This window comes from Phaeacidiphilus oryzae TH49 (assembly GCF_000744815.1).
Taxonomy (GTDB): Bacteria; Actinomycetota; Actinomycetes; order Streptomycetales; family Streptomycetaceae; genus Phaeacidiphilus; species Phaeacidiphilus oryzae.
The window spans coordinates 820,738-844,747 of record NZ_JQMQ01000005.1 but is presented as its reverse complement, the minus strand read 5'-3'; the positions used below and the strand labels follow the sequence as shown (position 1 = coordinate 844,747).

The window sequence follows — 24,010 nt, the reverse complement described above, 5'->3', positions numbered from 1 at the left end:
GCGGGTTCAATTACGGCAGCAGACTGTTCGCGTTATTGAATCCGTGTGCAACAGGACGGCGGCGCGGGGGCGCGGCAGTGCGGCGGCGCCGCGGCGGAGAGGCGGGGCAGGGCGATGGCGCAGTCGGCGGTTTCATCGGCCGGGGTGACGGGGCCGGGCGCGGGGGCCGGCGTCGGCGGCGACGGCGACGGCGTCGTGGGCGCGGCGGTCGCTGGGTCTGCCGGCGATGCGTCTGCCGGCGGGGCGAGCGGCGGCGGAACGGGCGGCGGTGCCGAGGCGCCGCTGCCGAAGGGTTTCCGGGACGCCGAGGACGGCTGGCCGCGGCTGGACCGGATACCGCATCCGCCGCACCGGCTGCCCCTCCTCGGCGATCTCTTCAGCGGGCGCCGGCTGCGGGTGAGCCGTCCGCTCCAGGACACCATGGCGATGGGGCGCGGGCTCGGCCCGATATTCCGCCGCAAGGCATTCGGCAAGGAGATCGTCTTCGTCTGGGGCGCCGGCCTCACCGCCGACATCTGCGATGAGACCCGGTTCGCCAAGCACGTCGGCCTGGGCGTGGCCAACCTCCGTCCGGTCGCCGGCGACGGCCTCTTCACCGCCTACAACCACGAGCCCAACTGGCAGCTGGCGCACGACATCCTGGCCCCCGCCTTCAGCCGGAACGCGATGGCCGGCTACCACCCAGTGATGCTGGACGTGGCCGGCCGGCTGATCGACCGCTGGGACGCCGCCGAGCGGGACGGCGAGGAGGTGGACGTCTCCGGCGACATGACCAAGCTGACCCTGGAGACCATCGCCCGCACCGGCTTCGGCCACGACTTCGGCTCCTTCGAGCGGAGCGAGCCACACCCCTTCGTCACCGCGATGGTCGGCGGCCTCTCCTTCGCGCAGCGGCGGAACCTGGTGCCGCCGCTGGTGCTGCGCACCGCCATGCGCGGGGCGATGCAGCGCAACGAACGCGATCTGGAGCTGCTCAACCAGACCGTGGACGAGGTCGTCGAGGCGCGGCGGGCCGCCGGCGGCTCCGACGGCTCGGGCGATCTGCTGGACCGGATGCTCGCCGTCGCCCACCCCGAGACCGGGGAGCGGCTCTCGGCGCGGAACATCCGGCACCAGGTGGTGACCTTCCTGGTGGCCGGGCACGAGACCACCTCGGGCGCGCTCTCCTTCGCGCTCTACTACCTGGCCAAGCACCCCGAGGTGCTGGCCCGGGCGCGCGAGGAGGCCGACCGGATCTGGCCGGACGGCGCCGAGCCCTCGTATGAGCAGGTGGCCAAGGCGCGCTACCTGCGGCGGGTGCTGGACGAGTCGCTGCGGCTGTGGCCGACCGCCCCCGCGTTCGCGCGTGAGGCGCGGCAGGACACCGTCCTCGGCGGCGAGGACGTCACCGGTGGCGCGCATCCGATGCGGCGGGGCGCGTGGGCGCTGGTGCTGGCCGGACTGCTGCACCGCGACCCGGAGGCCTGGGGCGAGGACGCCGAGTCCTTCGACCCGGAGCGGTTCGCGCCGGAGGCGGTGCGCGGACGGCCCGCCCACGTCTTCAAGCCCTTCGGGACCGGCGCCCGGGCCTGCATCGGGCGCCAGTTCGCCCTCCACGAGGCGGTGCTGGTGCTGGGCCTCCTGGTCCGGCGGTACGAGCTGGAGCCGGATCCCGGCTACCGACTGAGCGTCGCCGAACGCCTGACCCTGATGCCGGCCGGGTTCCGACTGCGCCTCCACCGGAGGTGAGGGCGGGGCGCGGCCTAGGGGCTGGGGCGCTGCCGCGCGTGCCGCGCTGGCCGCGCTTGCGCGTGGGGCGGGCCTGTCGGGCTCGCCCCGCTGGCGTGCCGGCCAAGCCTGGGGGGCTTTCTTGCTTGCTGTGCCTGGCCGGGGCGCGGGGGCTGCCGCGCTTCCTGGGTCTGTCTGGCCTACCGCGCTGTCAGGCTTGCCTGGCGGGCCCGGCTTGCCGCGTTGTCGCGCCTCTCAGGCTGCGGCGCCCCTGTGCTTCCCCTCGTGCCGCCGCGCCCCGTGGGCGCCGGGCGTGGCGGGGAATGGGGCTGCCGGTGACGGTGCGGTGCGGTGCGGGGCCGGCGGTTCTGTCGGATGTTCGGGCTGGCCGGGAGGGGCGGTGGCCGGGGGGGGCTGATGGCCGGGGGGTTGATGGGGCCGGCCCGGGGGGGCCCTTCCGGTGCTGCTCGGTCACCGCTGCGGGTGCTCGGGGCCGGCTGCGACGAAGGGTGGGGGCTGAGAGGCCTCGGAACCTGGGTGGGTGGGCGCCGGGCCGCAGAGCAGGCGTTCGACCTCCTCCAGGGTTCGGCCGCGGGTCTCCGGGACGCGGCGCCGGACGAAGACCCAGCACAGCGCGTTCATCACCGCGTAGGTGAGCAGCGTCGGCGCCAGGCCGAAGGCCTGCACCGCGGACAGCGCGGTGGCGGCGATCAGCAGGTCGAACCCCCAGACGGTGGCGGTGGCCAGGCTGGTGGCGGGTCCGCGTACGGACAGCGGCAGTACCTCCGGGGCCAGCAGCCACACCACCGACTGCATTCCGGCGCCGTTGCAGAAGATGTAGGCGAACAGGGCCCCGATCACGGTCCACTGGCGGGGCCCGCCGCCCGGCAGCAGGAAGCCCACGGCCAGCAGCGCCATCGCCGCGCCCGAGGCGGGCATCAGCCACAGCAGCAGCCGGCGGCGGCCGATCCGGTCCACACTCAGCGCGCCGGTGATGCCGGCCAGCACCAGCATGACGCCGATCCCGATCCCGGTGATCAGTGCCACCGACCCGCCGAAGCCCGCATCGGTGAGCATGCTCGGCGCGTAGTACACCATCGCGTTGATGCCGGTGAGTTGGGAGAACGCGGCGACGCCCAGGGCCACCAGCAGTGCGGGGCGGAGGCGCCGGGAGCCCAGGACCCGCAGGGTCGCGCGCAGGCCGCGCGGCGCCGCGTCCCCCGCCCGGCAGACGGCGGTGATCTCGGCGATCTCCTCGTCCACCGCCCGGGCGAGCCGCGCGCCTGCCGGCCGGAGCCGGCCGAGCACCTGACGGGCGCGATCCGCTGCGCCGCGTTCGATCAGCCAGCGCGGGCTCTCCGGAAGCGGCAGCATCCCCGCGGCCAGCACCAGCGCCGGGATCGCGGCCAGGCCGAACATCCAGCGCCAGCCGCCCGGCCCGGCCAGCAGGTAGCCGACCAGGTACGAGACGAGCTGGCCGATCGCCACCATGAGCTGGAAGAGCACCATCAGCCGGCCGCGCAGCGCCGGCGGGGCGGTCTCCGCTATGTAGACCGGAACGGTGTTGGACGCCCCGCCGACCGCCAGCCCCAGGACCACTCTGGAGAGGACGAGGACGAGGACGTCGGGGGCGACGGCGGAGACCAGTGCGCCGCAGGCGAAGACCAGCGCCACGCCGATCACCACCGGCCGCCGGCCGATCCGGGTGCTCAGCAGCCCGGACACCGGGGCGCCGATGATGGCGCCCACCAGGATGGCGCTGACCACGATCTCCCGCTGGCCGGTGCCGAGGCCGAGGTCGCGGCCGAGGTCGAGGAGGGCGCTGGAGATGATGCCGGTGTCGTAGCCGAAGAGGAGCCCGCCGAGGGCGGAGACCGCCGCCACGGCGTACAGCAGGAGCGGCTGGCGGCGGACGGACCCCTCGGAAGAGGAGCCGGAGGCATCGGCGGCGGAGGCGTCATCGGCGGCGGCGGTCGCGCGGGTGTCGGCGCGGCGGCTCATGCGTCTCCCATGATCAGGCCCTCGATGGTGTGCTGCTGCACGACCGGCGCCAGCTCGTCCACGACGCGGGCGTGGAGGTGCTCGCGGACGCAGTCCGGCAGTGTCGACCAGTATCCATGGGTGACCGCCATGTCGTGGTGGGCCTCGTTGCCGGCGCCGGGGGCGTCGACCCCGAGCACCAGCACCGGCCGTGCGGTGGGCGAGCTGCTCGCGGTGCCGCGGTGGACGGTCAGCGCGGAGCGGGCGGAGACGTCGCCGCGCTTCGGGTACTTGCGGACCGCGCGCGCCTCGTAGCGCGGGTACTCGGCCCGGTCCGGGAACATCTCGTGGTCGAATCCCTCGCCGGTCTCCCACTGGGTGCCGGGGGCGATCTCGAAGGGGCCCATGTCCGGTTCGGTGTCGACCGCCGTCACGTTGAAGGCGAGGGAGGTGAGGCGGTGGTCCTCGCGGGTGGCGGGCGGTGAGGGGAAGTCGCGGTGCCAGGGCTGGTTGACCGCCCCCTCCATCGGTATGTCGAAGCCGAGTTCGACGATCCGGTAGTCGGGGCCGAGCACCGACTCGCAGACCGCCCGCACCCAGGGGTGGCCGGCCAGTTCGGCGAAGCCGCGCATCTGCTCGGGGTGGATCTCGACGTAGTAGCGGTTGGGGCCGCGTCCCACCGCCCCGCCCTCCCGGGTACGGGCGTCCGCGAAGGCCGCCTCGATGTCCTCGCGGAGCCGGTCCGCGAACTCGGGCGGGAAGGCGGCTCGCCGGGCGGTGATGCCGTCGGTGTAGAGCTCGCGGACGGCGGTGCCGATCTCGGGCCCGGTGGGGGCGGCGGTCGGGGTCTGGGGCGGACGGGTCGTCGGAACGGACATGGCTCCTCGCATCGATGGGAGGGAGGCTGGGCCCGCTTAGTATTGCAACGTGGCATGCAACGTTGCAATAGTCTTCTCCCAGTCATTTTCGCCCCCGGCCCCGGGGTTCGGAGCGGCGTGAGAAGATCACCGTGTGGGAGGAGAGCTGCGGCCGGTGGCGGCGAGACTCAAGGACGTGGCCGCGATCGCGGGCGTGTCGGTGCGCACCGTGTCGAACGTCGTCAGCGGGGCCGGCCAGGTGGCCGCCGAGACCAGGGCCCGGGTGCTGGCCGCGATCGAGGAGACCGGCTACCGGCCCAACCTCGCCGCCCGCAACCTGCGGCAGGGGCGTACCGGGCTGATCGGGCTGGCCGTCCCGGAGATCGGCTCGCCGTACTTCGGCGAACTCGCCGGACTGCTCATCGACGCGGCGCAGAAGCGCGGTTGGACCGTGCTCATCGACCAGACGGCCGGGCAGGCGGAGCGCGAGCGGAACCTCCTCTCCGGCGCCGCCGGGCCGGTGCTGGACGGCCTGATCATCAGCCCCTGGTCGGTGACCCCGGACGAGATAGCGCTGCACGCCGAGCGGGTGCCGACCGTGGTCCTCGGCGAGGTCGAGCCGGGCGGCGCCGCCGACCATGTGGCGATCGACAACGTCGCCGCCGCGTGCGAGGCGACCCGCCACCTGATCGCCGAGGGCGCCCGGCGCCCCGCGGCGCTCGGTCTCCAGCCGCATCTCCACAATCGCACCGCCCCCCTCCGGCTGAAGGGCTATCACCAGGCGCTGCGCGAGGCCCGGATGGCGCCGGCCCCCGAACGGGAGGCCGTGGTCGAGTCGTTGCACCGCGCCGACGGTCACCGGGCCATGAACGCGCTGCTCGACCTGCCCGAACCGCCGGACGCCGTCTTCTGCTTCACCGACGAGCTGGCCCTCGGCGCCCTCCACGCGGCGCGGGCGCGCGGTCTGCGGAGCCCGCACGACCTCCTGGTCGTCGGCTTCGACGACACCGAGGACGGCCGCTACCACGCGCCCACCCTCAGTACCGTCGCCCCGGACAAGCGGGAGATCGCCGAACGGGCGCTGCTGCTCCTGGCCGCCAGGATCCAGGGCTGGCAGGCCGGGCTCGACTCCCAGCACGTCACCGCCCGGCACCGGCTGGTGGTCCGGGAGAGCAGCACTCGCGGAGGGGTGCCGGCGAAGCCCTGACGTGTACGATGCACGCCATGCAGCGCACCCGTGACTAGCCGAACCAGCGGGCGGCCGAACGGCCGCCGATACGGCGTTCTCTGATCCGTCGTCACGCGCGGTCCTCGGTCGTACGGCCGGCGGCCGGGCGTTCGCTGTGCTGGAGTCATGGTGTCTGGTGTGGGTGGGTTCTTTCGTGTCGTGCTGCCCGGAGGCGCGGCCGGGTCCGGAACGGTCGGACTGCTGCGGGGCAGCGGCGACTTCCGGCGGCTGTACGGGGCCGTCGCGGTCAGCCTGGTCGGGGACTGGTTCACGTTCGTCGCGCTGAGCGGCTTCGTCTACCGGCGGACCGGATCCGCGGGGTGGACGGCGCTGCTGTTCGCCGTGGAGTCGCTGCCCGGTGTTCTGCTGATGCCGTTGGTCGGGTCGCTGGCGGACCGTAGGGACCGGCGGCGGCTGCGGATCGGCTGCGACCTGGCCTCGCTGCTGCCGCTGGCCGGCCTGCTGGCCGCGTTCCGGACCGGCAGCGTCCCCCTGGCGCTGGGCTCGCTGGCCGCGCTGTCCGGGTGCGCGGCGGTGGCCGGGCCGGTTCCGCAGGCGGCACTGCCCAATCTGGTGACTGACCGTCAACTTCCTTACGCACAAACGCTGTTGGGTGGGGTCTACTCGGCGGGGCTGCTGGTAGGGGCGGGGCTCGGAGGGGTGGTGACGGCCGCCTTCGGCACCTCGGCGACGCTGGGCTGCGACGCGGTGTCGTTCCTGCTGTCGGCCTGGCTGATCGCGCGGATCCGCGGGGACTTCTCCGCGGAGCCCGTCGGGGGCGGGGGCGAGGGCGCGGGTGGCGGCGCGGGCGCGGGCGGCGGCGCGGGTCACGGTGGGCGCGACCGCGGGGGTGTCGCCGCCGACACCGTCGAGCTGTGGCGCTTCGTCCGGCGCACTCCGCTGGTCGGGCGTCTGCTGTGGCTGACCGCCGGACTGCGGCTCTGCTATGGGGTGGTGGGTCTGCTTCCGGTCTTCGCGCTGGCGCGGTTCCAGGTCGGTGCGGGCGGCGTCGGCGTGATGTACCTGGCGCAGGGCGTCGGCGCGGTGCTCGGCCCGTTCCTCGGCCGACGGCTGGCCCGGGGCTCGGACGGGCGGCTGCTGCGTACCGGGGGAGCGGCGCTGGCCCTCTTCGGCGCCGGCTACCTGCTGCTGGCGCGGGCGTACGGCCTGCTGCCGGGCCTGGCGGCGGCGGTGCTCGGCCATGTCGGCGTGGGGGCCTGCGCGGTCCTCGCCCTGAGCGGGTTGCAGACGGCGACGCCGGACCGGTTGCGGGGGCGCGTGATGGTGCTGGCATTCACCCTCTCCACCGCCCTCCAGGGCGTCTCCTCGCTGGCGGTGGCACCGCTGGCGGCGGCGTTCGGCCCGGGGAGGGCGGCGGCCTCGATCGCGCTGGGGGCCATCGGGTTCGCGGCGGTCTGGAGCGCGCTCGCTGCACAGCCTCGGCGGGCGGACCGGCACCCGGCGGCGTGACGAGCCGGACGGGGTGCGGCTCGGCGGGCGTCCGCTGCATGCTGCGGGTAGCCGACTGCCGGTGTTCGCCGCGGTGTTCGCGCTGTCGGAGGTGACGGCCACGGTCGTCTCTCGGCGGGTCGGCCGGGCCAGGGGCGGGTCCTCTGCCGTGTCTCTCCTGTCCGCGGAGCTCTATCTCCGCACCGCCACGACCCGGACGGTCGTCGAGCGGATCATCCTCCGGACCTGATCCGGACGCGGCCGGCCGGGGCGCCCCGGCCGGCCAGGAAGTACAGCACCAGCAGGGCGCTGAGGCCGAGCGAGCCGAGCGGGCTGGCCGGCGCGACCAGGGCGGCGGCGAGGTAGCCGACAGGGCCGAGCAGGGACTGCCGCCGGGCCGCCGCCGACTGCCCGCGGGCGGCGGGGTGGAGGAGCTCGGGGTGCCGGCACAGGTGCTGCCAGAACAGGGTGAACCAGCCGGATGCCGCGGCCATCGAGAGCGAGTAGAAGACCGCGGCGGCGGTGGCGTCGTGGCCGCGGAGGTGGTTGCCGAGGGTGGCGGTGGGCAGCGGGAGGAAGGCGATCGTGGCCAGCATGCCGAGGTTGAGCAGCAGCAGCGTGCGGTCCACCCGGCGAACTTGGTGGAAGAGGTTGTGGTGGTGGATCCAGGCCAGACCGATGATCACGAAGCTGACCGCGTACGCCGCCAGCGCGCCCCATTCGTGCCGCAGGCCCGCCCAGACCGGTTCGTCCGAGGCGGGCGCCTTCACCTCGAGGATCAGCAGGGTCGCGGCGATCGCCACCACGCCGTCGCTGAAGGCCTGGAGCCTGCCGGGGGCGATGTGCTCCTTCGGATGCGCTTCGGCCTGCTCGTCCGCGTGCTCCCCGGCCATCGCTTCGGGCTGATCCTCCGTCACGACCCGGCCCCCTCCTGCCGTCCCCGCCGGCGGCCCCCCGGGTCCGCCGGTCTACCGGCCGGCGGCCGGCGTTTGCCGTTTGCCGTTCGCCGTTCGCCGGGGCGTAATCCTGGCCGAAGAGGGGCCGCTCGCGCCAGCTACTCAGTCCTCGATCGGTGGGCGGCCGGCGTCTGCGAGCAGGCGGTCGGTGGCCTGGCGGAGGCGGGCGCGCGCCTCCGGGTCGTATGCCTGGGGCTTGGCCCGGGCCGGGGTGGGGGAGTGCGGGCCCTCGAAGTACTCGCCGGTGGTGTCGGCGAACTCCGGTCCGGCGATCAGCTGGAGGGCCGCCTCGGCGCCGTCCTCCACCGTGCTCATGGTGGACCAGCCCGCCTCGCGGACCATGGTGGTGGCCATCAGCGAGGCGGGGTGCAGCGCGTTCACGGTGACCCCGCTGCCGCGCAGCTCCTCGGCCAGGTCGAAGGCCGACATGATCTGCGCCAGCTTGCTGCGGCGGTAGGCGTCGACGCCGTCGTACGCCCGCTCCAGCATGAGGTCGTCGAAGTCCAGGGCCTGCTGGCCGACCGACGCCATGTTGAGCACCCGGGCCGGGGCCGAGCGGCGCAGCAGCGGCAGCAGGCGCCGGGTCAGCCGGTATCCGGCCAGGTAGTTGACGGCGAAGCGGAGCTCGACGCCGTCCTTGCTGAGCTGCCGCCCGGCCTCCGGCGCGCCGAAGCCCACACCGGCGTTGCTGACCAGCACGTCGAGCCGGTCGAGAGCGCCGAGGACGGCGTCCGCCAGCCCGTCCACCTCCTTCAGCGAACCGAGGTCGGCGGTCAGCAGCAGCGGCTCCGGGCCGCCGGCCGCGAGGATCTCCCGGCGCACCTCCTCGGCCCGGCCGGTGTCGCGGCCGTGCACCAGCACCCGGGCCCCGTCGGCGCCGAGCCGCCCGGCGAGCATCCGACCGAGCCCGTCGGTGGCCCCGGTGATCAGTACGGTCTTCCCTGCCATAGCCATACCGCCCAGTCTTCCCGCCCGGGCGCGCCGGCGCGCGGAGGCTGCCTGGTGCTCCTGGCACCCCTCTCCTGGCGCCGCTCAGCAGGTAGAGCCGCGCGGCCCCTGCGGGCGGGGCGGTTCGCTTCGGTGGGTCTCCGACCAGTGGTGCTTGAGGCGAGTGTGGATCTCCGTCTCGGCGGGCCGGTCGCGGGTGCGTCTGGCCTCGGTGAGGGCGCGGGCCAGGGCCAGGCAGTCGGGGCAGTCCGCGGGGGCGGGGACCTGGGTGGGGGTGGTCATGCTGCCGAGGGTCCTCCGTCGGGTGGTTCTGCGGGAGTTGCCGCGTGTCGGCCAGGATGTATGCCAGCGTTGGGCCATGTGGGCAGGGGTCGGCGGACGGATCCGCCACCATCGGGAGGCGCTCGGCTGGAGCCAGGCGCGACTGGCGCGGGAGATCTGCCGTGCCGCGGGCGTTCCGCCGGACCGGCTCGGCCGGGTCGACGTGTACCGCTGGGAGACCGGGCGTCGCCGTCCGACGGTATGGCTGCCGTTCGTGGTCCGCGCCCTCGGCGTGCCGCTGTACGCCCTGGACGCGTCGGCCGCCACCCTCGCCGAACTGGTGCCCCGGTCCGAGCGGCTGGGCGGCGCCCGGGGACGGGAGCGCGGCGGCCGGCGGATCGGCGAGGGCGAGGTCCGGGACCTGACCGCGCGGGTGCACGGGCTGCGGCTCGCGGACGATGTGCTGGCCGGCGGCGACCTCCTCGGCCCGGCCGCGCGGGAACTCGACGCGGCCGTGCGGCTGCACGGCGAGGCCTCCTACAGCGAGCAGGTCGGCCGCCGACTGCTGCTCGCGATAGGGGAGTTGGCGCAGATCGTCGGCTGGATCGCGTCCGACGCCGGGCAGTACGACCGGGCGGCGGACATCTACCGGCTGGGCGTCTCGGCCGCGCGCGAGGCGGCCGACGGCACGCTGACCGGGCAGCTGATGGGGACGATGGGCTACCAGTTCAGCAACACCGGCCGGGTCAGGGACGGCGTCACCCTGGCCGAGGGGGCGCTGGCGGCGGCGGGTGAGGACGCCCCGCCGCGGGCGCGTGCCCTGTTCTGGGACCGGGTCGCCTGGGCTCGGGCCAAGGCAGGCGAGGCCGGCGCCGCCGTCCGGGCACTCGGCGAGGCCGCCGAGGCCCTGGACCGGCACGGCGCCCAGGGCGGGGGCCCGGCCGAGCCGGCCTGGCTGTACTGGGTGGACGCCGGCGAGCTGCGGGTGATGGAGGCCCGCTGCTTCACCGAGCTGCACCGCCCGCTGAAGGCGGTGCCGCTGCTCACCGAGGTACTCGCCGGATACGACGCCACCCGCGCCCGCGAACTGGCGCTCTACCTCTCCTGGTTGGCGGTGGCCTACGCCGACGCCAACGAACCCGAGGCGGCGGCCGGCACCGCGCGGCGGGTGCTGGAGCTGGCTGCCGAGATCGCCTCCGAGCGGACGGCGGAGCGGGCCCGGGTGGTGCTGGCCGGGCTGGCCCGGTATGTGGACGTGCCGCAGGTGGGGCGGTTGCTCGCGGAGTACGCCTAGGCCCGGGCCTCTGGCCGGAGCCGGAACCCTGCGCGACTAGCCGAGGTGGAGTCGCACGCTTCCGGGCACCGGACCGGCCTCGACCCGGACTCCGGTCAGGTCCTGGACGTGGTGGTCGGGCCGGTGGGCGGCGGCGCGCGGGCCGACGCCCACCACCCGCATCCCGGCCGCGCGCCCTGCGGCGATGCCGGCCTCGGAGTCCTCGAGGACGAGGCAGTCCGCCGGATCGACGCCGAGCTCGGCGGCGCCCTTGAGGAAGCCCTCCGGGTCGGGCTTGCTGGCGGAGACGTTCTCGGCGGTGATCCGGACCGCCGGGTAGCGGACTCCGGCGGCCGCCATCCGGGCCTCGGACAGCGGTACGTCGGCCGAGGTGACCAGGGCGTGGGCGATGCCCTGCGCGAGCAGCGCGTCCAGGAGGGCGGGGGCTCCCGGTATGGGGACCACGCCCTCGGTGTCGTTCCGCTCCCTCTCCAGCAGTCGTTCGTTGTCGGCGAGGTTCTGGGCGTGCGGCCGCTCGGGGAACAGCAGCGCCATGGTGGCGTGCCCCTGCCGGCCGTGGGCGACGCTCAGTACCGCCTCGGCGTCCACGCCGTTCTCCGCCGCCCAGCCGCGCCAGATCCGCTCGACGACGGCGTCGGAGTTGACCAGGGTGCCGTCCATGTCCAGCAGCAGGGCGCGCGCGGACACGGTCGTCGTCGGACGGGTGGACATCAGCGGGCTCCTCGGGACGGCGGGCGGCGGGCGCCCGCGGGCGGCGGCGGGCAGCAGACGGGCAGAACGTTTTGTTCCGCCACTCTACAAAAGAGGCCCGCCGGACGGGGCCCGGTCACTTCAGGAGGCGGGAGAGGCGGCGGTCGGCCAGCGGCTTGCCGCCGGTCTGGCAGGTGGGGCAGTACTGCAGCGAGGAGTCGCTGAAGGACACCTCGCGGATGGTGTCCCCGCAGACCGGGCAGGGCTCGCCGGTACGTCCGTGCACCCGGAGGCCGCTCTTCTTCTCCGACTTCAGCGAGCGCAGCGGGACCCCGCGGGCCCGCTCCACGGCGGCGCCCAGCGTCTCGCCGATCGCCGCGTAGAGGCGGGCGATCTCCTCGCCGGTGAGGTTGGCGGCGGGCTTGAAGGGGGACATCCGGGCGGCGTGGAGGATCTCGTCCGAGTAGGCGTTGCCGATCCCGGCGATCACGCTCTGGTCCCGGAGGAACCCCTTGATCTGCCGCTTCTCGCCGCCCAGCAGAGCGGCGAAGGCCTCCTGGGTGAAGTCCGGCGAGAGCGGGTCCGGTCCGAGGCGGGCGACCCCGGGTACCTCCAGGGGGTCGCGGACCAGATAGACGGCCAGGTGCTTCTGGGTGCCGGCCTCCGTGAGGTCGAAGCCGGCGCCACCGGAGAGCCGGACGCGCAGCGCCAGCGGGCCCTTGCCGGGGCGCGGCGGGGCGTCGGGCAGCGTGTCGTGCCAGCGCACCCAGCCGGCCCGGGCCAGGTGGAACACCAGGTGGAGGTCGCCGGCGGCGAGGTCGAGGAACTTGCCGTGCCGGGCCACGGCGTCGAGGGTGCGGCCCTCCAGCGCGGAGACCGGCGGGTCGTAGGTCTTCAGCGCCGAGAAGGAGACCGGGTACACCCGCTCGACCTCCCGGCCGACCGCGTCCTCGGCCAGCAGGCCGGTCAGGGCTTCGACTTCGGGCAGTTCAGGCATGGCCGCCTCGACGTTCACGAGCTACCGGAAAGCGGACAGTGATCAGCGTAACCCGGCTGCCGCCCGCCTTCGGCCCGGCGACCGGCCGGCCAGCCGCGTCGGTCGGCCGCGCCGGCCCGGAGGGAGGACGTGGACGTGGACGGCGCGTACCCGGCGTCGCCCGCGGGGAGCCGACCCGATCACTCCGACGATTCGGCGTTCTTCCGCCGGTTGGCGATGAAGCGCGCCTTCTTCTGGCGATTCCCGCAGGTGTTCATGTCGCACCATTTGCGGGTGCGGCTCTGACTGGTATCGAAGAAGACGGCCTGGCAGGTCGGCGACGCGCACATGGCCAGCCTGCCGTCCCGCTCGCCCGCGATGATGCCGACCGCGTCGGCGGCGATCACGCTGAGAGCGTCCTCCACGCAGGAGGCCGAGCTGAGCCGCCAGCGCCGCTTGCCCTCGGGCGTGAGGACCGCCGCGGCCCGCCCCTGAGTGCTGAAGTCGTTGATGACCTGGACGGCGGCCGCGGGGAGTGGGCGCTGCGCGGCGGCCGCCGTCGCGGCGGCATGGATCGCCTCCCTGAGTTCCCGGGCGCTGTCGAGCTGGGCGGCGGTGCAGGTGTCGACGGCGAGGCCGCTCACCGTCAGCCAGTCGACGAGTCGCTGCGGTGTGGGGATGCGTTCCACGGTCTCGCCGTGACGTTCGGACAGCGTCCCCGTGAAGCTGGTGGCCAGCACGTTGCCGAGGCGGAAGTCAGGGAACTCAGCGGTCATGGAACCACCTTAGCCGGTTGCGGCGTGGTCGGAGGCCTGCTAGAACCGTCTTAGACGGTTCCGGCATGGCCACGATGGCGAGGAGGACTCATGTCCCGTCCCAGCAGCGACGTGCAGGCATTCGAAGCCCGCGCGACCGACGCCGACCTCGACGATCTGCGGGCGCGACTGGCCGCGGCGCGGCTGCCGGAGGCCGAGACGGTCCACGGCGCCGCGCTTGGCCCCGGCCGATGGGACCAGGGCGTTCCGCTCGCCGATCTCGTCGATGTCGTGGACTACTGGCGCACCGGCTACGACTGGCGGTCGTTCGAGGAGCGCCTCGACCGGATCGGCCAGTTCCGCACGACCATCGACGGCCTGGGAATCCACTTTCTGCACCGCCGGTCCCCGCGCGCGGACGCCACGCCGCTGATCCTGACCCACGGCTGGCCGGACAGCGTCGCCCGGTTCGTCGATGTGGTGGACGAGCTGGCAGAGCCGGCAGATGCGGACGCGCCGGCGTTCCATGTCGTGGTCCCCTCGCTGCCGGGATTCGGCTACAGCGACAAGCCGGCCGCCACCGGGTGGGGAACCGAGAAGATCGCGGCAGCATGGGTGGACCTGATGGGAAGGCTCGGCTACCGCAGGTTCGCCGCCCATGGCGGCGACTGGGGCGGCAACATCACCACGGTCCTCGGCGGCCGGTTCCCGGAGCACGTGCTCGGCATCCACACGACGTTCGCGGAGGCGCCGCCCGGTCTGACGACGGACGGACTGACGGCGGAGGAGCGCAGGTGGGCCGAGGAGACCCGGCATTTCTGGCGCCACCGCGCGGCGTACGCGAAGCAGCAGGCGACCCGGCCGCAGACGATCGGCTACTCGCTCGTCGACTCGCCGGTGGGGCTACTCGCCTGGATCCTCGACAAGTTCGCCGAGTGGTCGGACACCGAGGACAGCCCGTTCGAGACGATCTCCCGAGACCGCGTGCTCGACGACGTCACGCTGTACTGGCTGACGCGGACCGGCGCGTCGGCGGCCCGCATCTACTACGAGAGCCACAACTCGCTGGACCCCGAACTGCGGGTCGACGTCCCGTCGGCGATCACCGCCTACCCCCGCGACGTCGAGAAGTGCCCGCGCACCTGGGCGCAGGAGCGCTACCGGCGGATCGTCCGCTGGAGTGCGCCCGAGGTCGGAGGCCACTTCCCGTCGCTCGAAGTCCCCGAGTTCTTCGTCAGGGACCTGCAGGACGGCCTTGCCGCCGTGCTGTCCGCCGACCGCTGACCTCGGCTCCGTATGCCGGGCTGCGGAGACGAGGGGTGGGCCCGTTCTCTCTCAGGCCGCGTAGGTGACGGTGACCGGCGCGTGATCGCTCCAGCGCTCCGGGTGGCTGGGGGCCCGTTCGACCGTGGCGGTGGCGGCGCGGGCGGCGAGGCCCGGGGTGGACAGCTGGTAGTCGATCCGCCAGCCCGCGTCGTTGTCGAAGGCTCGGCCTCGGTAGGACCACCAGGAGTAGGGGCCGGGCTGGTCGGGGTGGAGGTGGCGGACGGTGTCCACGTAGCCGGCCTCTTCGAGGACGCGGGTGAGCCAGGCGCGCTCCTCCGGGAGGAAGCCGGAGTTCTTCTGGTTGGACTTCCAGTTCTTGATGTCGTTCTCGGTGTGGGCGATGTTCCAGTCGCCGCAGACCACGACCTCGCGGCCCTCGGCGGCGGCCTTGGCGCGGCGTTCGATCAGGAAGGGCAGGAACTCGGCCATGAAGCGCTCCTTCTCGTCCTGCCGCTCGGTGCCGACCTCGCCGGAGGGGAGGTACAGGCTGGCCACCACCAGGCCCGGGAGCTCGATCTCGGCGTACCGGCCGGAGGTGTCGAACTCGGCGGAGCCGAAGCCGATCCGGGTGGCGAGCGGCTCCTCGCGGGAGAGGACCGCGACCCCGGCCCGGCCCTTGGCGGCCGCCGGGGCCCAGACGGTGTGCCAGCCCTCCGGCTCGCGGACCTCGGCCGGAAGCTGCTCGGGCTCGGCGCGGACCTCCTGGAGGCAGACGACGTCGGCCGAGGTGGCGGCGAGCCACTCCTGGTAGCCCTTGCGGGCGGCGGCGCGCAGGCCGTTGACGTTGACGGTGGTGACGGTGGTGACGGCGGTGACGGTGGTGGCCATGGGGAACATTCTGGACTAGAAGTCCGACAGTCCGGTCGCCCGGGCCAGCGACTCCAGCTCGGCGAGGGCGGCGCGGGCCCGGGCGGCGGTCGCCGGTGCCCGCTGCTCGATGCCGCTGGCGGCGAACTCGTCCTCGTCGAGGACGGCGAGGGTCCGGCGGTCGCCGGAGAGCCAGAGGTCGAGGTGGAGGTCGACCGCGTGGAGGGTGGCGGGCGCGCCGGTCAGGCGGGCCGGGCGGCAGATGTCGCAGTAATAGCCCTTGGTGGTGCCGTCCGGCGCGTCCACCCGTTTGACCGAGTACCAGCGGCTGCGCCAGTAGTACTCGGTGAAGAGGTCGCCGGCGGCGAAGGTGGTGTAGCCCAGGTCGTACTCGGGCGGGCCGGTCCAGGGCGCGCGGACGGTGATCCGGTCGCCGTCGTCGGCGAGGACGGTGGCGGCGTAGCCGACGCAGGGGCGGGGGGCCTTTATCAGGTGGATCGCCAGTGGCGTGGTGGGGGAGAGTACGGCCATGGTCACAGGGTCGTGGAACGGGTCGGCGGAGTCGAGCGATTCGACGCGGGCGGCGGAGCAGCCGCTGCCGGGGACGGCGCGGGAGCTGCTGCGGCGGATCGCGCAGGAGCAGTCGCGGGGGCGGGCGCCCTCGCTGGCGGCCGGGCTGGTCCGGGACGGCGAGTTGGTGTGGACCGGGTCACGGACCTCCGTACCCGGGCACGGGCCGACGCCGGACGTGCAGTACCGGATCGGTTCGCTGAGCAAGACCTTCGCCGGGGTGCTGGTGCTGCGGCTGCGAGAGGAGGGGCTGCTCGGGCTCGGTGAGCCGGTCGGGAAGTGGGTGGACGGGCTGCCGGCGGACGCCGCCGAGCTGACCCTCGCCCAACTCCTCTCGCACACGGGCGGGTTGGCGGCCGAGACGCCGGGCCCGTGGTGGGAGCGGACGGACGGCGGGCTGCGGCCCGAGCCGGCGGACGTGCTGGCCGGGCCGCCGGAGTCGGCGCTGCGGCTGCCGCCCGGACGGGCCTTCCACTACTCCAACCCGGGGTACGCGCTGCTCGGCGGGGTGGTCGAGGCGGTGCGCGGAAGGTCCTGGGGGGATGTGCTGCGGACCGAGGTCCTCGAACCGCTGGGGATGCGGCGCACCACTCTCGACCCGGAGCCGCCGCACGCCGGCGGCTGGGCCGTCCATCCCTGGGCCGACGTGCTGCTGCCCGAGCCGCACACCGCCACCGGGCGGATGGCCCCCGCCGGGCAGCTCTGGTCCACCGTCGAGGACCTGGCCCGCTGGGCGCGCTTTCTGATCCGGGGCGACGAGCGGGTGCTCGGCCCGGCGGCGCTGGCGGAGATGCGGCGGCCGGTCGCGCCGCCGGAGGGCGCGGAGTGGGGCGGGGGGTACGGGCTGGGGTTGCAGCTGGTCCGCCGTCAGGGACGGGTGTACTTCGGGCACTCCGGGTCGATGCCAGGCTTCCGGGCGGGGCTCTGGTGCGACGCAGAGGAGGGGCTGGCCGGGATCGTGCTGGCCAACGCGACCGCCGAGGTGGACCCGGCCGGGGCCGCGATCGACCTGGTGCGGATCACGGCGGAGCGCGAGCCGCGGATCCCGGAGCCGTGGCGCCCGCTGCCGGCGGACGCCGTGGACGAGGCGGTCCTCGCGCTGACCGGGCCCTGGTACTGGGGGCCGGCGTGCTTCGCGCTGCGGCTGCGGGCCTCGGACGGGGCGGATGCGGGGGATGCGGCGGGTGGGGCGGACGGCGGGCAGTTGGAGCTGGCCCCGGTGGGCGGGGGCGGCGGGCGCGCCTCGCGGTTCCGTCCCGGCCCCGGCCGGGACTGCTGGACCGGACTGGACGGCTACTACGCCGGCGAGCGGCTGCGGGTGGTGCGCGGCCCGGACGGCGAGGCCGACCACCTCGATCTGGGCTCGTTCGTGCTGACCCGGGCGCCCTACCCGGCGACGGGCGCGGGGTCCGCGGCCGTGCCGGGCGGGGTGGACCCGGAGGGCTGGCGAGGGGTCTGAGAGCTGCGGGTTCCTCGGGCGCGCGGGCGTGCGGGCGCGCGGGCGCGCCGGAGGGCCTGCGGGCTTGCCGGGCGTGGGGGTGTGCGGGCTTGCCGGGCGTGCGGGGGGCGCGTGGGCTTGCGGGCCTGCGGCCTGCCGGGCTCGTGGGCTTGCCGGGCCTGCGGACCTGCGGCCCGTCGGGCTTGCGGCCCGTCGGGCCTGCCGGGCTTGCGGCCCGTCGGGCTTGCCGGGCTCGTGGGCTTGCCGCGCTTGCCGGGCTTGCGGGGCCTGCCGGGGCCTGCGGCCCGTCGGGCGTGCCCGGCTTGCCGGGTTGGTGGGTTTGCCGGGCCTGCGGCGTGCCCGGCCTGCCGGGCCTGCCTCCGCAGGCGGATACCGCGGGCGCGGGTCAGAGGTCGCGCGGGCTGTCCTCGGTGTCCTCGGTGGCGGAGGCGCGACGCGCCTCGTCCTCGGCGCGCAGGGCCTCTGCGCGGAGGTTCTCGGTGCGCTTCTGGAGTACGGCGTAGGCGGCGCCCGCGCTGGCCAGGAAGGCGGTGCCGACCACCCACCGCCGGTCGAGGACATGGCAGGTGAGGTGGTCGAAGGAGTACCGGCCGGGCCCGGCCAGGCCGATCCCGGCGGCGACGAAGCCGAGGAAGGCCGGGTACTCGAAGCCGCCCGAGGTGGCGAAGAAGCCCGCCGGGGCGTGCACCGAGACGGCCGCCGCCATGGCGCCGGTGGCTGCGGCGCCGGCCGCGGGGGTGGCCGCGCCGAGGGCGAGCAGCGCCCCGCCGCCGGCCTCGCTCAACCCGGCGACCATGGCGTTCTGCCGGCCGGGGCGGAAGCCCATGTGCTCCATGGCGCCGGCGGTGGCGTCCAGCCCACCGCCGCCGAACCAGCCGAAGAGCTTCTGCGCGCCGTGCGCGAAGAGCACTCCTCCGGTGCCGAGTCGCAGGGCGAGCAGCCCGAGGTCCTTGCGGCGGGACGAGGGATGGCGGTGACGGTGGCTCATGGCGGCTTCCCTGCCTGGTGGTTCGACTCGCGGTGCGGTACCCGGCCAGTCTGCGGGCCGCCGCCCGCGCCCCGCCGCTCGGACTGCGCCGGATGGCGGGGCGGGCGCGGTCTCAGCGCTCCGCGCGGAACCCGAGGGTCGGCATCGCCCGGCGCAGCGGCCACGGGCGGACGGTCGCCGGCAGCAGGTCGTCCAGAAAGGCGTAGCGGCTGAGGGTGTCCTCCCGCGCGGACGAGGCCGCCTGGTCGTCGTACCGCTTCACGTGGTGCCACCAGGCGGCGATCTCGATCCAGCCGGGGGCGGCCAGCGCGCCGCCGAACTCCTGGACGGAGAGCGCCGCGGTGAGGCAGCCGAAGGCGACCGCGTCGGCCAGCGGCCGGCCGGCCAGGCTGGCCGTGGTGAAGCCGACGATGAAGACGTCGCCCGCGCCGGTCGGATCGAGCGCCTCCACCTGGAGCGCGGGCACCCTGATCAGCTGCCCGCTGCCGGAGTCCGCGGCGACCGCCCCGTCCTGGCCCATCGTCACCACCGCGACCGGGACCAGTTCGGCGAGGGCGCGGGCAGCCGCCTCCGGGCTCTCGGTGCGGGTGTAGTGCATGGCCTCGGCGGCGTTCGGCAGGAAGGCCTCGCAGTGCTGGAGGTCGGGGAGTTCCGCGAGGTCCCAGCGGCCGGTGTCGTCCCAGCCGACGTCGGCGTGGATCCTGCTGCCCCGGGCGTGCGCGGTGGCCAGCCAGTCCTGCCGCTGGCCGGGCGTGAAGGTGGCGACACAGGCGCGGGCGGACGGCGGCCCGCCCGGCTCGCCTGGGGTGCCCGGCTCGCCCGGGGCCTCGGCCTGGCCGGCCACGCCGCCCTGGCCGGCCCCGACCTCGTCGGCCCCGCCGCCGGCCCCGCCGAGCCCGCCGACCCCGCAGGCGAGGGGGGCGGGATGGCCGTGGGTGACCATGGTGCGCTCGCCCTCGTAGGCCATCGAGACCGTGACGGGGGTGTGCCAGCCGGGGATCCGGCGGGAGCGGGAGAGGTCGATCCCCTCGTCCTCGGAGAGGGCCTCCCAGCAGTAGTCGCCGTACTTGTCGTCGCCGAAGGCCGCGGCCAGCGCGGTGCGCAGGCCGAGCCGGGAGAAGGCGGTCGCGGTGTTGGCGATGCCGCCGGGGCTGGATCCCATACCGCGGGCCCATGTCTCGGTGCCGCGCACGGGGGCGCGGTCGAGACCGGTGAAGATGATGTCCAGAAAGACGGTGCCGGTCAGATAGACGTCGAACTCGGGGTCGGTCGGGGTGCGAAGTTCCGCGAGCGGGTCGAGGGGCAGCCCGCGGTGGCATGGCATGGACGTCATGGCTGAAACGTACTGCGCCGGAGCCGTCTGACGGCATGTCACACGAGTGCTCCGGCCGGGTGGCGGGCAAGCGCCGCGGGTGATGAGGGTGGGGGGAGCACTCGTGGCAGAGAGGCCTGGCTACACATGAGCGGCAGTGACACCACGCAGGCGCGGGCGGACGGAGACGGGCCGGAGGGCAGCCGGCCGCAGGACAGCCGGTCGGAGCGCGGAGGGCCGGAGGGTGGCCGGTCGCCGGGGACGGCGAACGACCTCCGAAGCCGGAACCTGGTCTTCGTCACGATCATTCTGGGGATGCTGCTGGCGGCGCTGGACCAGACCATCGTGTCGACCGCCCTGCCGACGATCGTGGGCGACCTCGGCGGCCTGGAGCACATGTCCTGGGTGGTCACCGCCTATCTGCTGGCCGAGACGGTCTCCACGGCGCTGGTCGGCAAGTTCGGCGACCTCTTCGGACGGAAGATCATCTTCCAGCTGAGCGCGGTCATCTTCGTCGGCGGCTCGGTCATCGCCGGCGCCTCGACCGGCATGATCATGCTGATCGTGGCCCGGGCGGTGCAGGGCATCGGCGGCGGCGGTCTGATGGTCACCGCGATGGCGCTGATCGCGGACGTCATCCCGCTTCGCGAACGCGGCAAGTACCAGGGCGCGCTGGGCGCGGTCTTCGGCGTGACCACGGTGATCGGGCCGACCATCGGCGGGCTCTTCACCGACCACCTCTCCTGGCGCTGGTGCTTCTACGTCAACGTGCCGGTGGCCGTGATCATGCTGCTGATGTCGGCACGGTTCATCCCGGTGGTCAAGGCCAGGATCCGGCCGATCATCGACTACGCCGGGATCGTCCTCGTCGGCCTCGGCGCCGCCGGTCTGGTGCTCGGCCTGTCCTGGGGCGGCAACACCTATCCGTGGGGATCGCCGGAGATCATCGGCATCTTCGTCGGCTCGGTGCTGCTGCTGGCGGCCTTCGTGGTGATCGAGCGCCGGGCCGCGCAGCCGGTGCTGCCGATGCACCTCTTCGCCAACCCGGTCTTCACGGTCTGCTCGATCCTCTCCTTCATCGTCGGCTTCGCGATGCTCGGCGCGATGACCTATCTGCCGACCTATCTGCAGTACGTGGACGGGGTCTCGGCGACCATGTCCGGGGTGCGGACGCTGCCCATGGTGGTCGGGCTGATGGGGATGTCGATGGTGTCCGGCACGGTGGTCAGCCGGACCGGGCGGTACCGGATGTTCCCGATCATGGGCACCGCGGTGATGTCGGTCGGGCTCTATCTGATGTCCACGATGGGGCCGGACACCGGGGTCGCCCTGGAGTCCTTCTACATGTTCGTGCTGGGCGTCGGCATCGGCCTTGCCATGCAGGTCCTCACCATCGCCGTGCAGAACACCGTCGCGTACGAGGAGATGGGCGCGGCCACCTCCGGCGTCACCTTCTTCCGCACCCTGGGCAGCTCCTTCGGCACCGCGGTCTTCGGCACGCTGTACAGCAGTCAGCTGGAGCCCAACCTCAGGGAGGCCTTCGCCAAGTCGCCCGGGGTGCCGCCGAACGTGATCGACAGCCCGGCCGCGCTGCACAAGCTGCCGGCCGACTCGATCACCCACATCGTCCACGCCTATGCCGACACCGTGGACTTCGTCTTCCGCTGGGTGGTGCCGGTCGCGCTGGTCGGCTTCGTGGTGGCCTGGTTCCTCAAGGAGGTGCCGCTGCGGGACGCGGCCCGGGCGGGCGCCACCGACATGGGCGACGGGTTCGGCGCGCCGGACTCCAAGACCTCCGAGCGCCGGCTGGAGCTCGCGGTGGGCCGGCTGGTCGGCCGGTCCGGGCAGAGCGTCAAGCGGGAGGTGCTGGCCGAGTCCGGCAGCGCGCTGACGATGGGTCAGGCCTGGGTGCTCACCCATGTGTTCGTCTTCCGCCGGGCCAGGGACACGGTCCGCCTCCCGGACCTGGCCCGGGGCCACCGGCTGCCGTCCGAGGTGCTGCGGCCGATGGTCAACGACGTGGCCGCGGACGGGTATCTGGTGGAGGACGAAGGCGGCGAGCTGTTCCTCACCACCCTCGGCCAGGCGGAGATGGACCGGCTGGTCGCGGCCTGGCGGAACTGGCTCAACGAGCGGCTCTCCGACTGGGACTTCGACCGGCCCGAGGACCGCGCCAAGCTGCGGGAGGCGATGGACTCGGTGGCCCGCAAGCTCTTCGAGGAGGGCGCGGAGGACCAGGACGAGGAGGCACCCGCCGGCCGCCGCGGTGGAGGCGGCTCGGGTGGCGCGGCGGCGCGGAGGGCGGCGGTTCCGGCAGCGGCCCCGGGGCGGCCTCGGGGCGGGGGAGGCCGGCCGAAGCAGCCTGCGGGTACCGGCGGTTGACCTCGTGCGATCCGTCTGTTCCCACCGCCTCGGGCGCGGGGGAGCGGACGGCACGGAGCCTCGGCGGCGGTACCCGTGCCCCCGGTCGCCGACGTTCTGGCGGCCGGGGGCGCCGGGAGGTGAGCCGCTCAGGACAGACCGGGGCCCTCCGGATCGGCGAGTGGGCGCCCGTGGAACTTCGAGGCGCCCGCAATCACTCGACTCGGCCGGGCTTTCGGGGACTTCGGGGGCTTCGGGTCGGCATCGGGGTGGGCGGACGAGGCCCGGGCGGGGGTGGTGGGGGACGCGGCGTGGGCGGCGGCGTGGGCCTTGGCTGTGCCTTTGCCTTCACCGCTGCCGTTGGCCCTGCCCTTGCTGTTGCCGTTGCCGTTCCCCTCCCCCTCCCCGTTGCCCTTGCCCGTGTCGTCGCCGGGCTCGGCCGGAGTCGCGGCCGGCTGGGTCGCCGTCCGGCCCCGGCTGCTGCCCTGAGGTCCGGCCGACCGGGTCGCGGGCGGGGCCGGCTCCCGCAGGGTGTAGTCGGTGGCCTGCTGCGGCGGCGCCGGAGAGGTCGGCGGTGAGGCGTCTCCGGGCGCTGACGGCCGCGTGGCGGAGTGGGCGAACGGAAGCCGGACCGGCAGCCCGTGCCGCTCCGCCGCGGCCGCGACCCCGGCGAGCGCGCCGAGGCCGAGCAGCGCGATGGCCAGGGCGCCGCCGCGGTTGCGCAGCCAGGAGACGATCCGGGACCACTGCCGGCGCTCCCGCAGCCGCTCGCGCCGGGCGGCGCGGAAGGCGGCGACCGCGGCCTCCTCGCCGCGTGCCGACTCGGGGGCGCTGATGGCCGCCCGGAGCAGCTGGGAGAGCGGGTCCTGGCCGGTCAGCCGGCCCGAACGGGCCTGCTCGATCAGGGCGTCCGCCTCCTCCGGGGTCAGCTCGGCGGGGGGCTGCGGGTCTGCTGCCGAGCCGGGCTCCGGATCGGAGGGGCCCGGCGGGCCGGTGGGAGCGCGGGTCATCGGGCCTTCCGAGGTACGGGATTCGACGATGGTGCCACATCGAGGTGGAGGCGGCGAGCCAGTGACCGGAGTCCTCTGCGGGTGGCGGCGCGCACGTTGTCCGCCTTCTTGTCCAGCAGGGTGGCCGCGCTCGGACTGTCCAGCCCCACCACGACCTGGAGCAGCACGGCCTGTGCCTGGTCCGGCGGCAGCCCGGCGATCAGGCGGAGGGCGACCGCGGTGGAGAGGGCGTCGACCGCCTCCACCGCCGTGTCGTCCACGGCGGTGGCCACCGGGAGTTCCTCGTTGGGCATGGGGAGGACGGGCCGCCGCCGGCGGAGGTGGTCGCGGGCGCGATTGCGGGCGATGGTCGTGGTCCAGCCGCGGAAGCCGTCGGCGTCGCCGGTGAAGCGGGGCAGCCCGCGGGCGATCGCGGCCCAGGTCTCCGCGGCCACGTCCTCGGCGTCCGCCTCGCCGACGATGCTTCGCACGTAGTTGAGCAGCCGGGGGCCCAACTCCCGGTACAGGGCGCGGAAGTCGTCCTCGTCGCCGGTTCTGGCGCCCTGTACGGCGGCCTCCAGTTCCGCGGCCCGCCGCCGGGTGGCGGCGGCAGCGGCGGAGTCAGCCATTCGCCTGATCGGCGGCGGAGACCGAACCCGAATCCGTGCCGGCGCCCGAACCCAGGCCCGGTGTCCGGCAGTTGGCCCGGCCGAAGCGGCCCTGGGCCAGGGAACTGACGACCCGTCGGCCGTCCACGGCGATACTGCAGGTGGCCCGGCCGCCACTGCCGTCCAGGACCACGCTGAGGTCGACGGCGTCGGCGGACCGTCCGGCGGGCAGCGTCAGATGCCAGGGCAGCGCGGCGTGCGCGAGGCTGCCGCCGTGCGCTGCCGACCAGTTGAGCGCGGCCGTGCCATGACCCTCGACGGTGAGGGTCAGTCGGTGGCCGGCGCCGGCCCGGCCCGCTTGCGAGCCGTGCCCACCGTCTCCGCCGGAGCAGGCCGTCAACGCGCCCGCGAGGCTCAGGGTGAGGGCCGCCGCAGCGAGGGCGCGGTCCGGCCGACGGGAGGGGAACCGGGTCAAAACGCCCTCCTGGG

General features: G+C 74.6%; 22 protein-coding genes. 7 read left to right on the top strand and 15 right to left on the bottom strand.

The genetic code is table 11. From position 1 onward, the window contains the following. Positions 1–114: 114 nt before the first annotated feature. Positions 115–1,728, top strand: coding sequence for a cytochrome P450 (locus BS73_RS08130; protein ID WP_084703900.1), 1,614 nt, complete (start codon positions 115–117; stop codon positions 1,726–1,728). Positions 1,729–2,178: 450 nt separating this feature from the next. Here the strand turns inward: BS73_RS08130 and BS73_RS08125 are convergent, their stop codons facing one another. Together BS73_RS08125 and BS73_RS08120 are read right to left on the bottom strand one after the other, a co-directional pair. Beyond that, positions 2,179–3,708 (bottom strand): sugar porter family MFS transporter, encoded by a 1,530-nt coding sequence (locus tag BS73_RS08125; RefSeq protein ID WP_051939689.1) that lies wholly within the window; start codon positions 3,706–3,708, stop codon positions 2,179–2,181. After that, on the bottom strand, positions 3,705–4,565 hold the full coding sequence (locus tag BS73_RS08120) for a phytanoyl-CoA dioxygenase family protein (RefSeq protein WP_037570664.1): 861 nt from the start codon (positions 4,563–4,565) through the stop codon (positions 3,705–3,707). Before BS73_RS08120 ends, BS73_RS08125 begins: the two co-directional genes overlap by 4 nt. A gap of 154 nt (positions 4,566–4,719) precedes the next feature. Between BS73_RS08120 and BS73_RS08115 the strand changes: the two genes are divergently transcribed. Continuing rightward, on the top strand, positions 4,720–5,751 hold the full coding sequence (locus BS73_RS08115; RefSeq protein ID WP_037570662.1) for a LacI family DNA-binding transcriptional regulator: 1,032 nt from the start codon (positions 4,720–4,722) through the stop codon (positions 5,749–5,751). Positions 5,752–5,931: 180 nt separating this feature from the next. After that, positions 5,932–7,242 carry an MFS transporter gene (locus BS73_RS08110; protein ID WP_037570659.1) on the top strand — a complete coding sequence of 437 codons (1,311 nt, stop codon included), beginning with the start codon at positions 5,932–5,934 and terminating at the stop codon, positions 7,240–7,242. 212 nt (positions 7,243–7,454) lie between these two features. On the opposite strand, the gene BS73_RS34480 is transcribed toward BS73_RS08110, so the two are convergent. The 3 genes from BS73_RS34480 to BS73_RS08095 all read right to left on the bottom strand — a co-directional run bounded on the left by BS73_RS34480 (position 7,455) and on the right by BS73_RS08095 (position 9,407). After that, a complete protein-coding gene (locus BS73_RS34480) occupies positions 7,455–8,138 on the bottom strand; it encodes a TMEM175 family protein (RefSeq protein WP_152617551.1) in 684 nt (227 codons plus the stop codon). 141 nt (positions 8,139–8,279) lie between these two features. Then, the gene (locus tag BS73_RS08100) at positions 8,280–9,131 is read right to left on the bottom strand and encodes an SDR family NAD(P)-dependent oxidoreductase (protein WP_037570657.1); all 852 of its coding nucleotides are present in this window, start codon (positions 9,129–9,131) and stop codon (positions 8,280–8,282) included. A gap of 78 nt (positions 9,132–9,209) precedes the next feature. Continuing rightward, on the bottom strand, positions 9,210–9,407 hold the full coding sequence (locus BS73_RS08095; protein WP_037570656.1) for a hypothetical protein: 198 nt from the start codon (positions 9,405–9,407) through the stop codon (positions 9,210–9,212). Between the two features lie 76 nt (positions 9,408–9,483). Here BS73_RS08095 and BS73_RS08090 point away from each other — a divergent pair, with 76 nt between their 5' ends. Beyond that, positions 9,484–10,680 carry a helix-turn-helix domain-containing protein gene (locus tag BS73_RS08090; protein WP_037570655.1) on the top strand — a complete coding sequence of 399 codons (1,197 nt, stop codon included), beginning with the start codon at positions 9,484–9,486 and terminating at the stop codon, positions 10,678–10,680. A 36-nt stretch (positions 10,681–10,716) separates the two neighbouring features. Here BS73_RS08090 and BS73_RS08085 read toward each other — a convergent pair whose 3' ends face one another. From BS73_RS08085 to BS73_RS08075, 3 genes are all read right to left on the bottom strand, one after another. After that, the gene (locus BS73_RS08085; RefSeq protein WP_037570654.1) at positions 10,717–11,391 is read right to left on the bottom strand and encodes an HAD-IA family hydrolase; all 675 of its coding nucleotides are present in this window, start codon (positions 11,389–11,391) and stop codon (positions 10,717–10,719) included. Between the two features lie 115 nt (positions 11,392–11,506). After that, entirely contained in the window at positions 11,507–12,367 is an 861-nt protein-coding gene (locus BS73_RS08080) for an Fpg/Nei family DNA glycosylase (RefSeq protein WP_037578712.1), read from the bottom strand. Between the two features lie 179 nt (positions 12,368–12,546). Further along, positions 12,547–13,122 carry a CGNR zinc finger domain-containing protein gene (locus BS73_RS08075; RefSeq protein ID WP_037570652.1) on the bottom strand — a complete coding sequence of 192 codons (576 nt, stop codon included), beginning with the start codon at positions 13,120–13,122 and terminating at the stop codon, positions 12,547–12,549. A gap of 90 nt (positions 13,123–13,212) precedes the next feature. Between BS73_RS08075 and BS73_RS08070 the strand changes: the two genes are divergently transcribed. Further along, on the top strand, positions 13,213–14,385 hold the full coding sequence (locus BS73_RS08070; RefSeq protein WP_037570650.1) for an epoxide hydrolase family protein: 1,173 nt from the start codon (positions 13,213–13,215) through the stop codon (positions 14,383–14,385). A gap of 51 nt (positions 14,386–14,436) precedes the next feature. Here the strand turns inward: BS73_RS08070 and BS73_RS08065 are convergent, their stop codons facing one another. After that, the gene (locus BS73_RS08065; RefSeq protein WP_037570649.1) at positions 14,437–15,255 is read right to left on the bottom strand and encodes an exodeoxyribonuclease III; all 819 of its coding nucleotides are present in this window, start codon (positions 15,253–15,255) and stop codon (positions 14,437–14,439) included. Positions 15,256–15,270: 15 nt separating this feature from the next. Next, positions 15,271–15,765 (bottom strand): DUF402 domain-containing protein, encoded by a 495-nt coding sequence (locus BS73_RS08060; RefSeq protein WP_037570648.1) that lies wholly within the window; start codon positions 15,763–15,765, stop codon positions 15,271–15,273. Between BS73_RS08060 and BS73_RS08055 the strand changes: the two genes are divergently transcribed. Continuing rightward, the gene (locus BS73_RS08055) at positions 15,764–17,263 is read left to right on the top strand and encodes a serine hydrolase domain-containing protein (protein ID WP_051939687.1); all 1,500 of its coding nucleotides are present in this window, start codon (positions 15,764–15,766) and stop codon (positions 17,261–17,263) included. The genes BS73_RS08060 and BS73_RS08055 overlap by 2 nt on opposite strands. Positions 17,264–17,648: 385 nt before the next feature. Here BS73_RS08055 and BS73_RS08050 read toward each other — a convergent pair whose 3' ends face one another. Continuing rightward, the gene (locus BS73_RS08050; RefSeq protein WP_037570646.1) at positions 17,649–18,251 is read right to left on the bottom strand and encodes a DoxX family protein; all 603 of its coding nucleotides are present in this window, start codon (positions 18,249–18,251) and stop codon (positions 17,649–17,651) included. 112 nt (positions 18,252–18,363) lie between these two features. After that, a complete protein-coding gene (locus BS73_RS08045) occupies positions 18,364–19,584 on the bottom strand; it encodes a carbohydrate kinase family protein (RefSeq protein ID WP_063836937.1) in 1,221 nt (406 codons plus the stop codon). A gap of 126 nt (positions 19,585–19,710) precedes the next feature. Here BS73_RS08045 and BS73_RS08040 point away from each other — a divergent pair, with 126 nt between their 5' ends. Continuing rightward, the gene (locus BS73_RS08040) at positions 19,711–21,945 is read left to right on the top strand and encodes an MDR family MFS transporter (protein WP_084703897.1); all 2,235 of its coding nucleotides are present in this window, start codon (positions 19,711–19,713) and stop codon (positions 21,943–21,945) included. A gap of 128 nt (positions 21,946–22,073) precedes the next feature. Here the strand turns inward: BS73_RS08040 and BS73_RS38675 are convergent, their stop codons facing one another. Genes BS73_RS38675 through BS73_RS08025 form a run of 3 tightly spaced genes read right to left on the bottom strand, consistent with a single transcriptional unit; the run spans position 22,074 to position 23,996 of the window. Further along, complete coding sequence (locus BS73_RS38675; RefSeq protein ID WP_037570643.1) at positions 22,074–22,934, bottom strand: hypothetical protein; 861 nt, start codon at positions 22,932–22,934, stop codon at positions 22,074–22,076. Next, positions 22,931–23,542 (bottom strand): RNA polymerase sigma factor, encoded by a 612-nt coding sequence (locus tag BS73_RS37135; RefSeq protein ID WP_051939686.1) that lies wholly within the window; start codon positions 23,540–23,542, stop codon positions 22,931–22,933. Before BS73_RS37135 ends, BS73_RS38675 begins: the two co-directional genes overlap by 4 nt. Beyond that, positions 23,535–23,996, bottom strand: coding sequence for a hypothetical protein (locus tag BS73_RS08025; RefSeq protein ID WP_037570641.1), 462 nt, complete (start codon positions 23,994–23,996; stop codon positions 23,535–23,537). The genes BS73_RS37135 and BS73_RS08025 overlap by 8 nt, the downstream gene beginning before the upstream one ends. Positions 23,997–24,010 lie beyond the last annotated feature (14 nt).

Coding starts and splice junctions, on each gene's coding strand:
- BS73_RS08130 (WP_084703900.1), top strand. CDS start 115: ATGGCGCAGTCGGCGGTTTCATCGGCCGGGGTGACGGGGCCGGGCGCG.
- BS73_RS08125 (WP_051939689.1), bottom strand. CDS start 3,708: ATGAGCCGCCGCGCCGACACCCGCGCGACCGCCGCCGCCGATGACGCC.
- BS73_RS08120 (WP_037570664.1), bottom strand. CDS start 4,565: ATGTCCGTTCCGACGACCCGTCCGCCCCAGACCCCGACCGCCGCCCCC.
- BS73_RS08100 (WP_037570657.1), bottom strand. CDS start 9,131: ATGGCTATGGCAGGGAAGACCGTACTGATCACCGGGGCCACCGACGGG.
- BS73_RS08095 (WP_037570656.1), bottom strand. CDS start 9,407: ATGACCACCCCCACCCAGGTCCCCGCCCCCGCGGACTGCCCCGACTGC.
- BS73_RS08090 (WP_037570655.1), top strand. CDS start 9,484: ATGTGGGCAGGGGTCGGCGGACGGATCCGCCACCATCGGGAGGCGCTC.
- BS73_RS08085 (WP_037570654.1), bottom strand. CDS start 11,391: ATGTCCACCCGTCCGACGACGACCGTGTCCGCGCGCGCCCTGCTGCTG.
- BS73_RS08080 (WP_037578712.1), bottom strand. CDS start 12,367: ATGCCTGAACTGCCCGAAGTCGAAGCCCTGACCGGCCTGCTGGCCGAG.
- BS73_RS08075 (WP_037570652.1), bottom strand. CDS start 13,122: ATGACCGCTGAGTTCCCTGACTTCCGCCTCGGCAACGTGCTGGCCACC.
- BS73_RS08070 (WP_037570650.1), top strand. CDS start 13,213: ATGTCCCGTCCCAGCAGCGACGTGCAGGCATTCGAAGCCCGCGCGACC.
- BS73_RS08065 (WP_037570649.1), bottom strand. CDS start 15,255: ATGGCCACCACCGTCACCGCCGTCACCACCGTCACCACCGTCAACGTC.
- BS73_RS08055 (WP_051939687.1), top strand. CDS start 15,764: ATGGTCACAGGGTCGTGGAACGGGTCGGCGGAGTCGAGCGATTCGACG.
- BS73_RS08060 (WP_037570648.1), bottom strand. CDS start 15,765: ATGGCCGTACTCTCCCCCACCACGCCACTGGCGATCCACCTGATAAAG.
- BS73_RS08050 (WP_037570646.1), bottom strand. CDS start 18,251: ATGAGCCACCGTCACCGCCATCCCTCGTCCCGCCGCAAGGACCTCGGG.
- BS73_RS08045 (WP_063836937.1), bottom strand. CDS start 19,584: ATGACGTCCATGCCATGCCACCGCGGGCTGCCCCTCGACCCGCTCGCG.
- BS73_RS08040 (WP_084703897.1), top strand. CDS start 19,711: ATGAGCGGCAGTGACACCACGCAGGCGCGGGCGGACGGAGACGGGCCG.
- BS73_RS38675 (WP_037570643.1), bottom strand. CDS start 22,934: ATGACCCGCGCTCCCACCGGCCCGCCGGGCCCCTCCGATCCGGAGCCC.
- BS73_RS37135 (WP_051939686.1), bottom strand. CDS start 23,542: ATGGCTGACTCCGCCGCTGCCGCCGCCACCCGGCGGCGGGCCGCGGAA.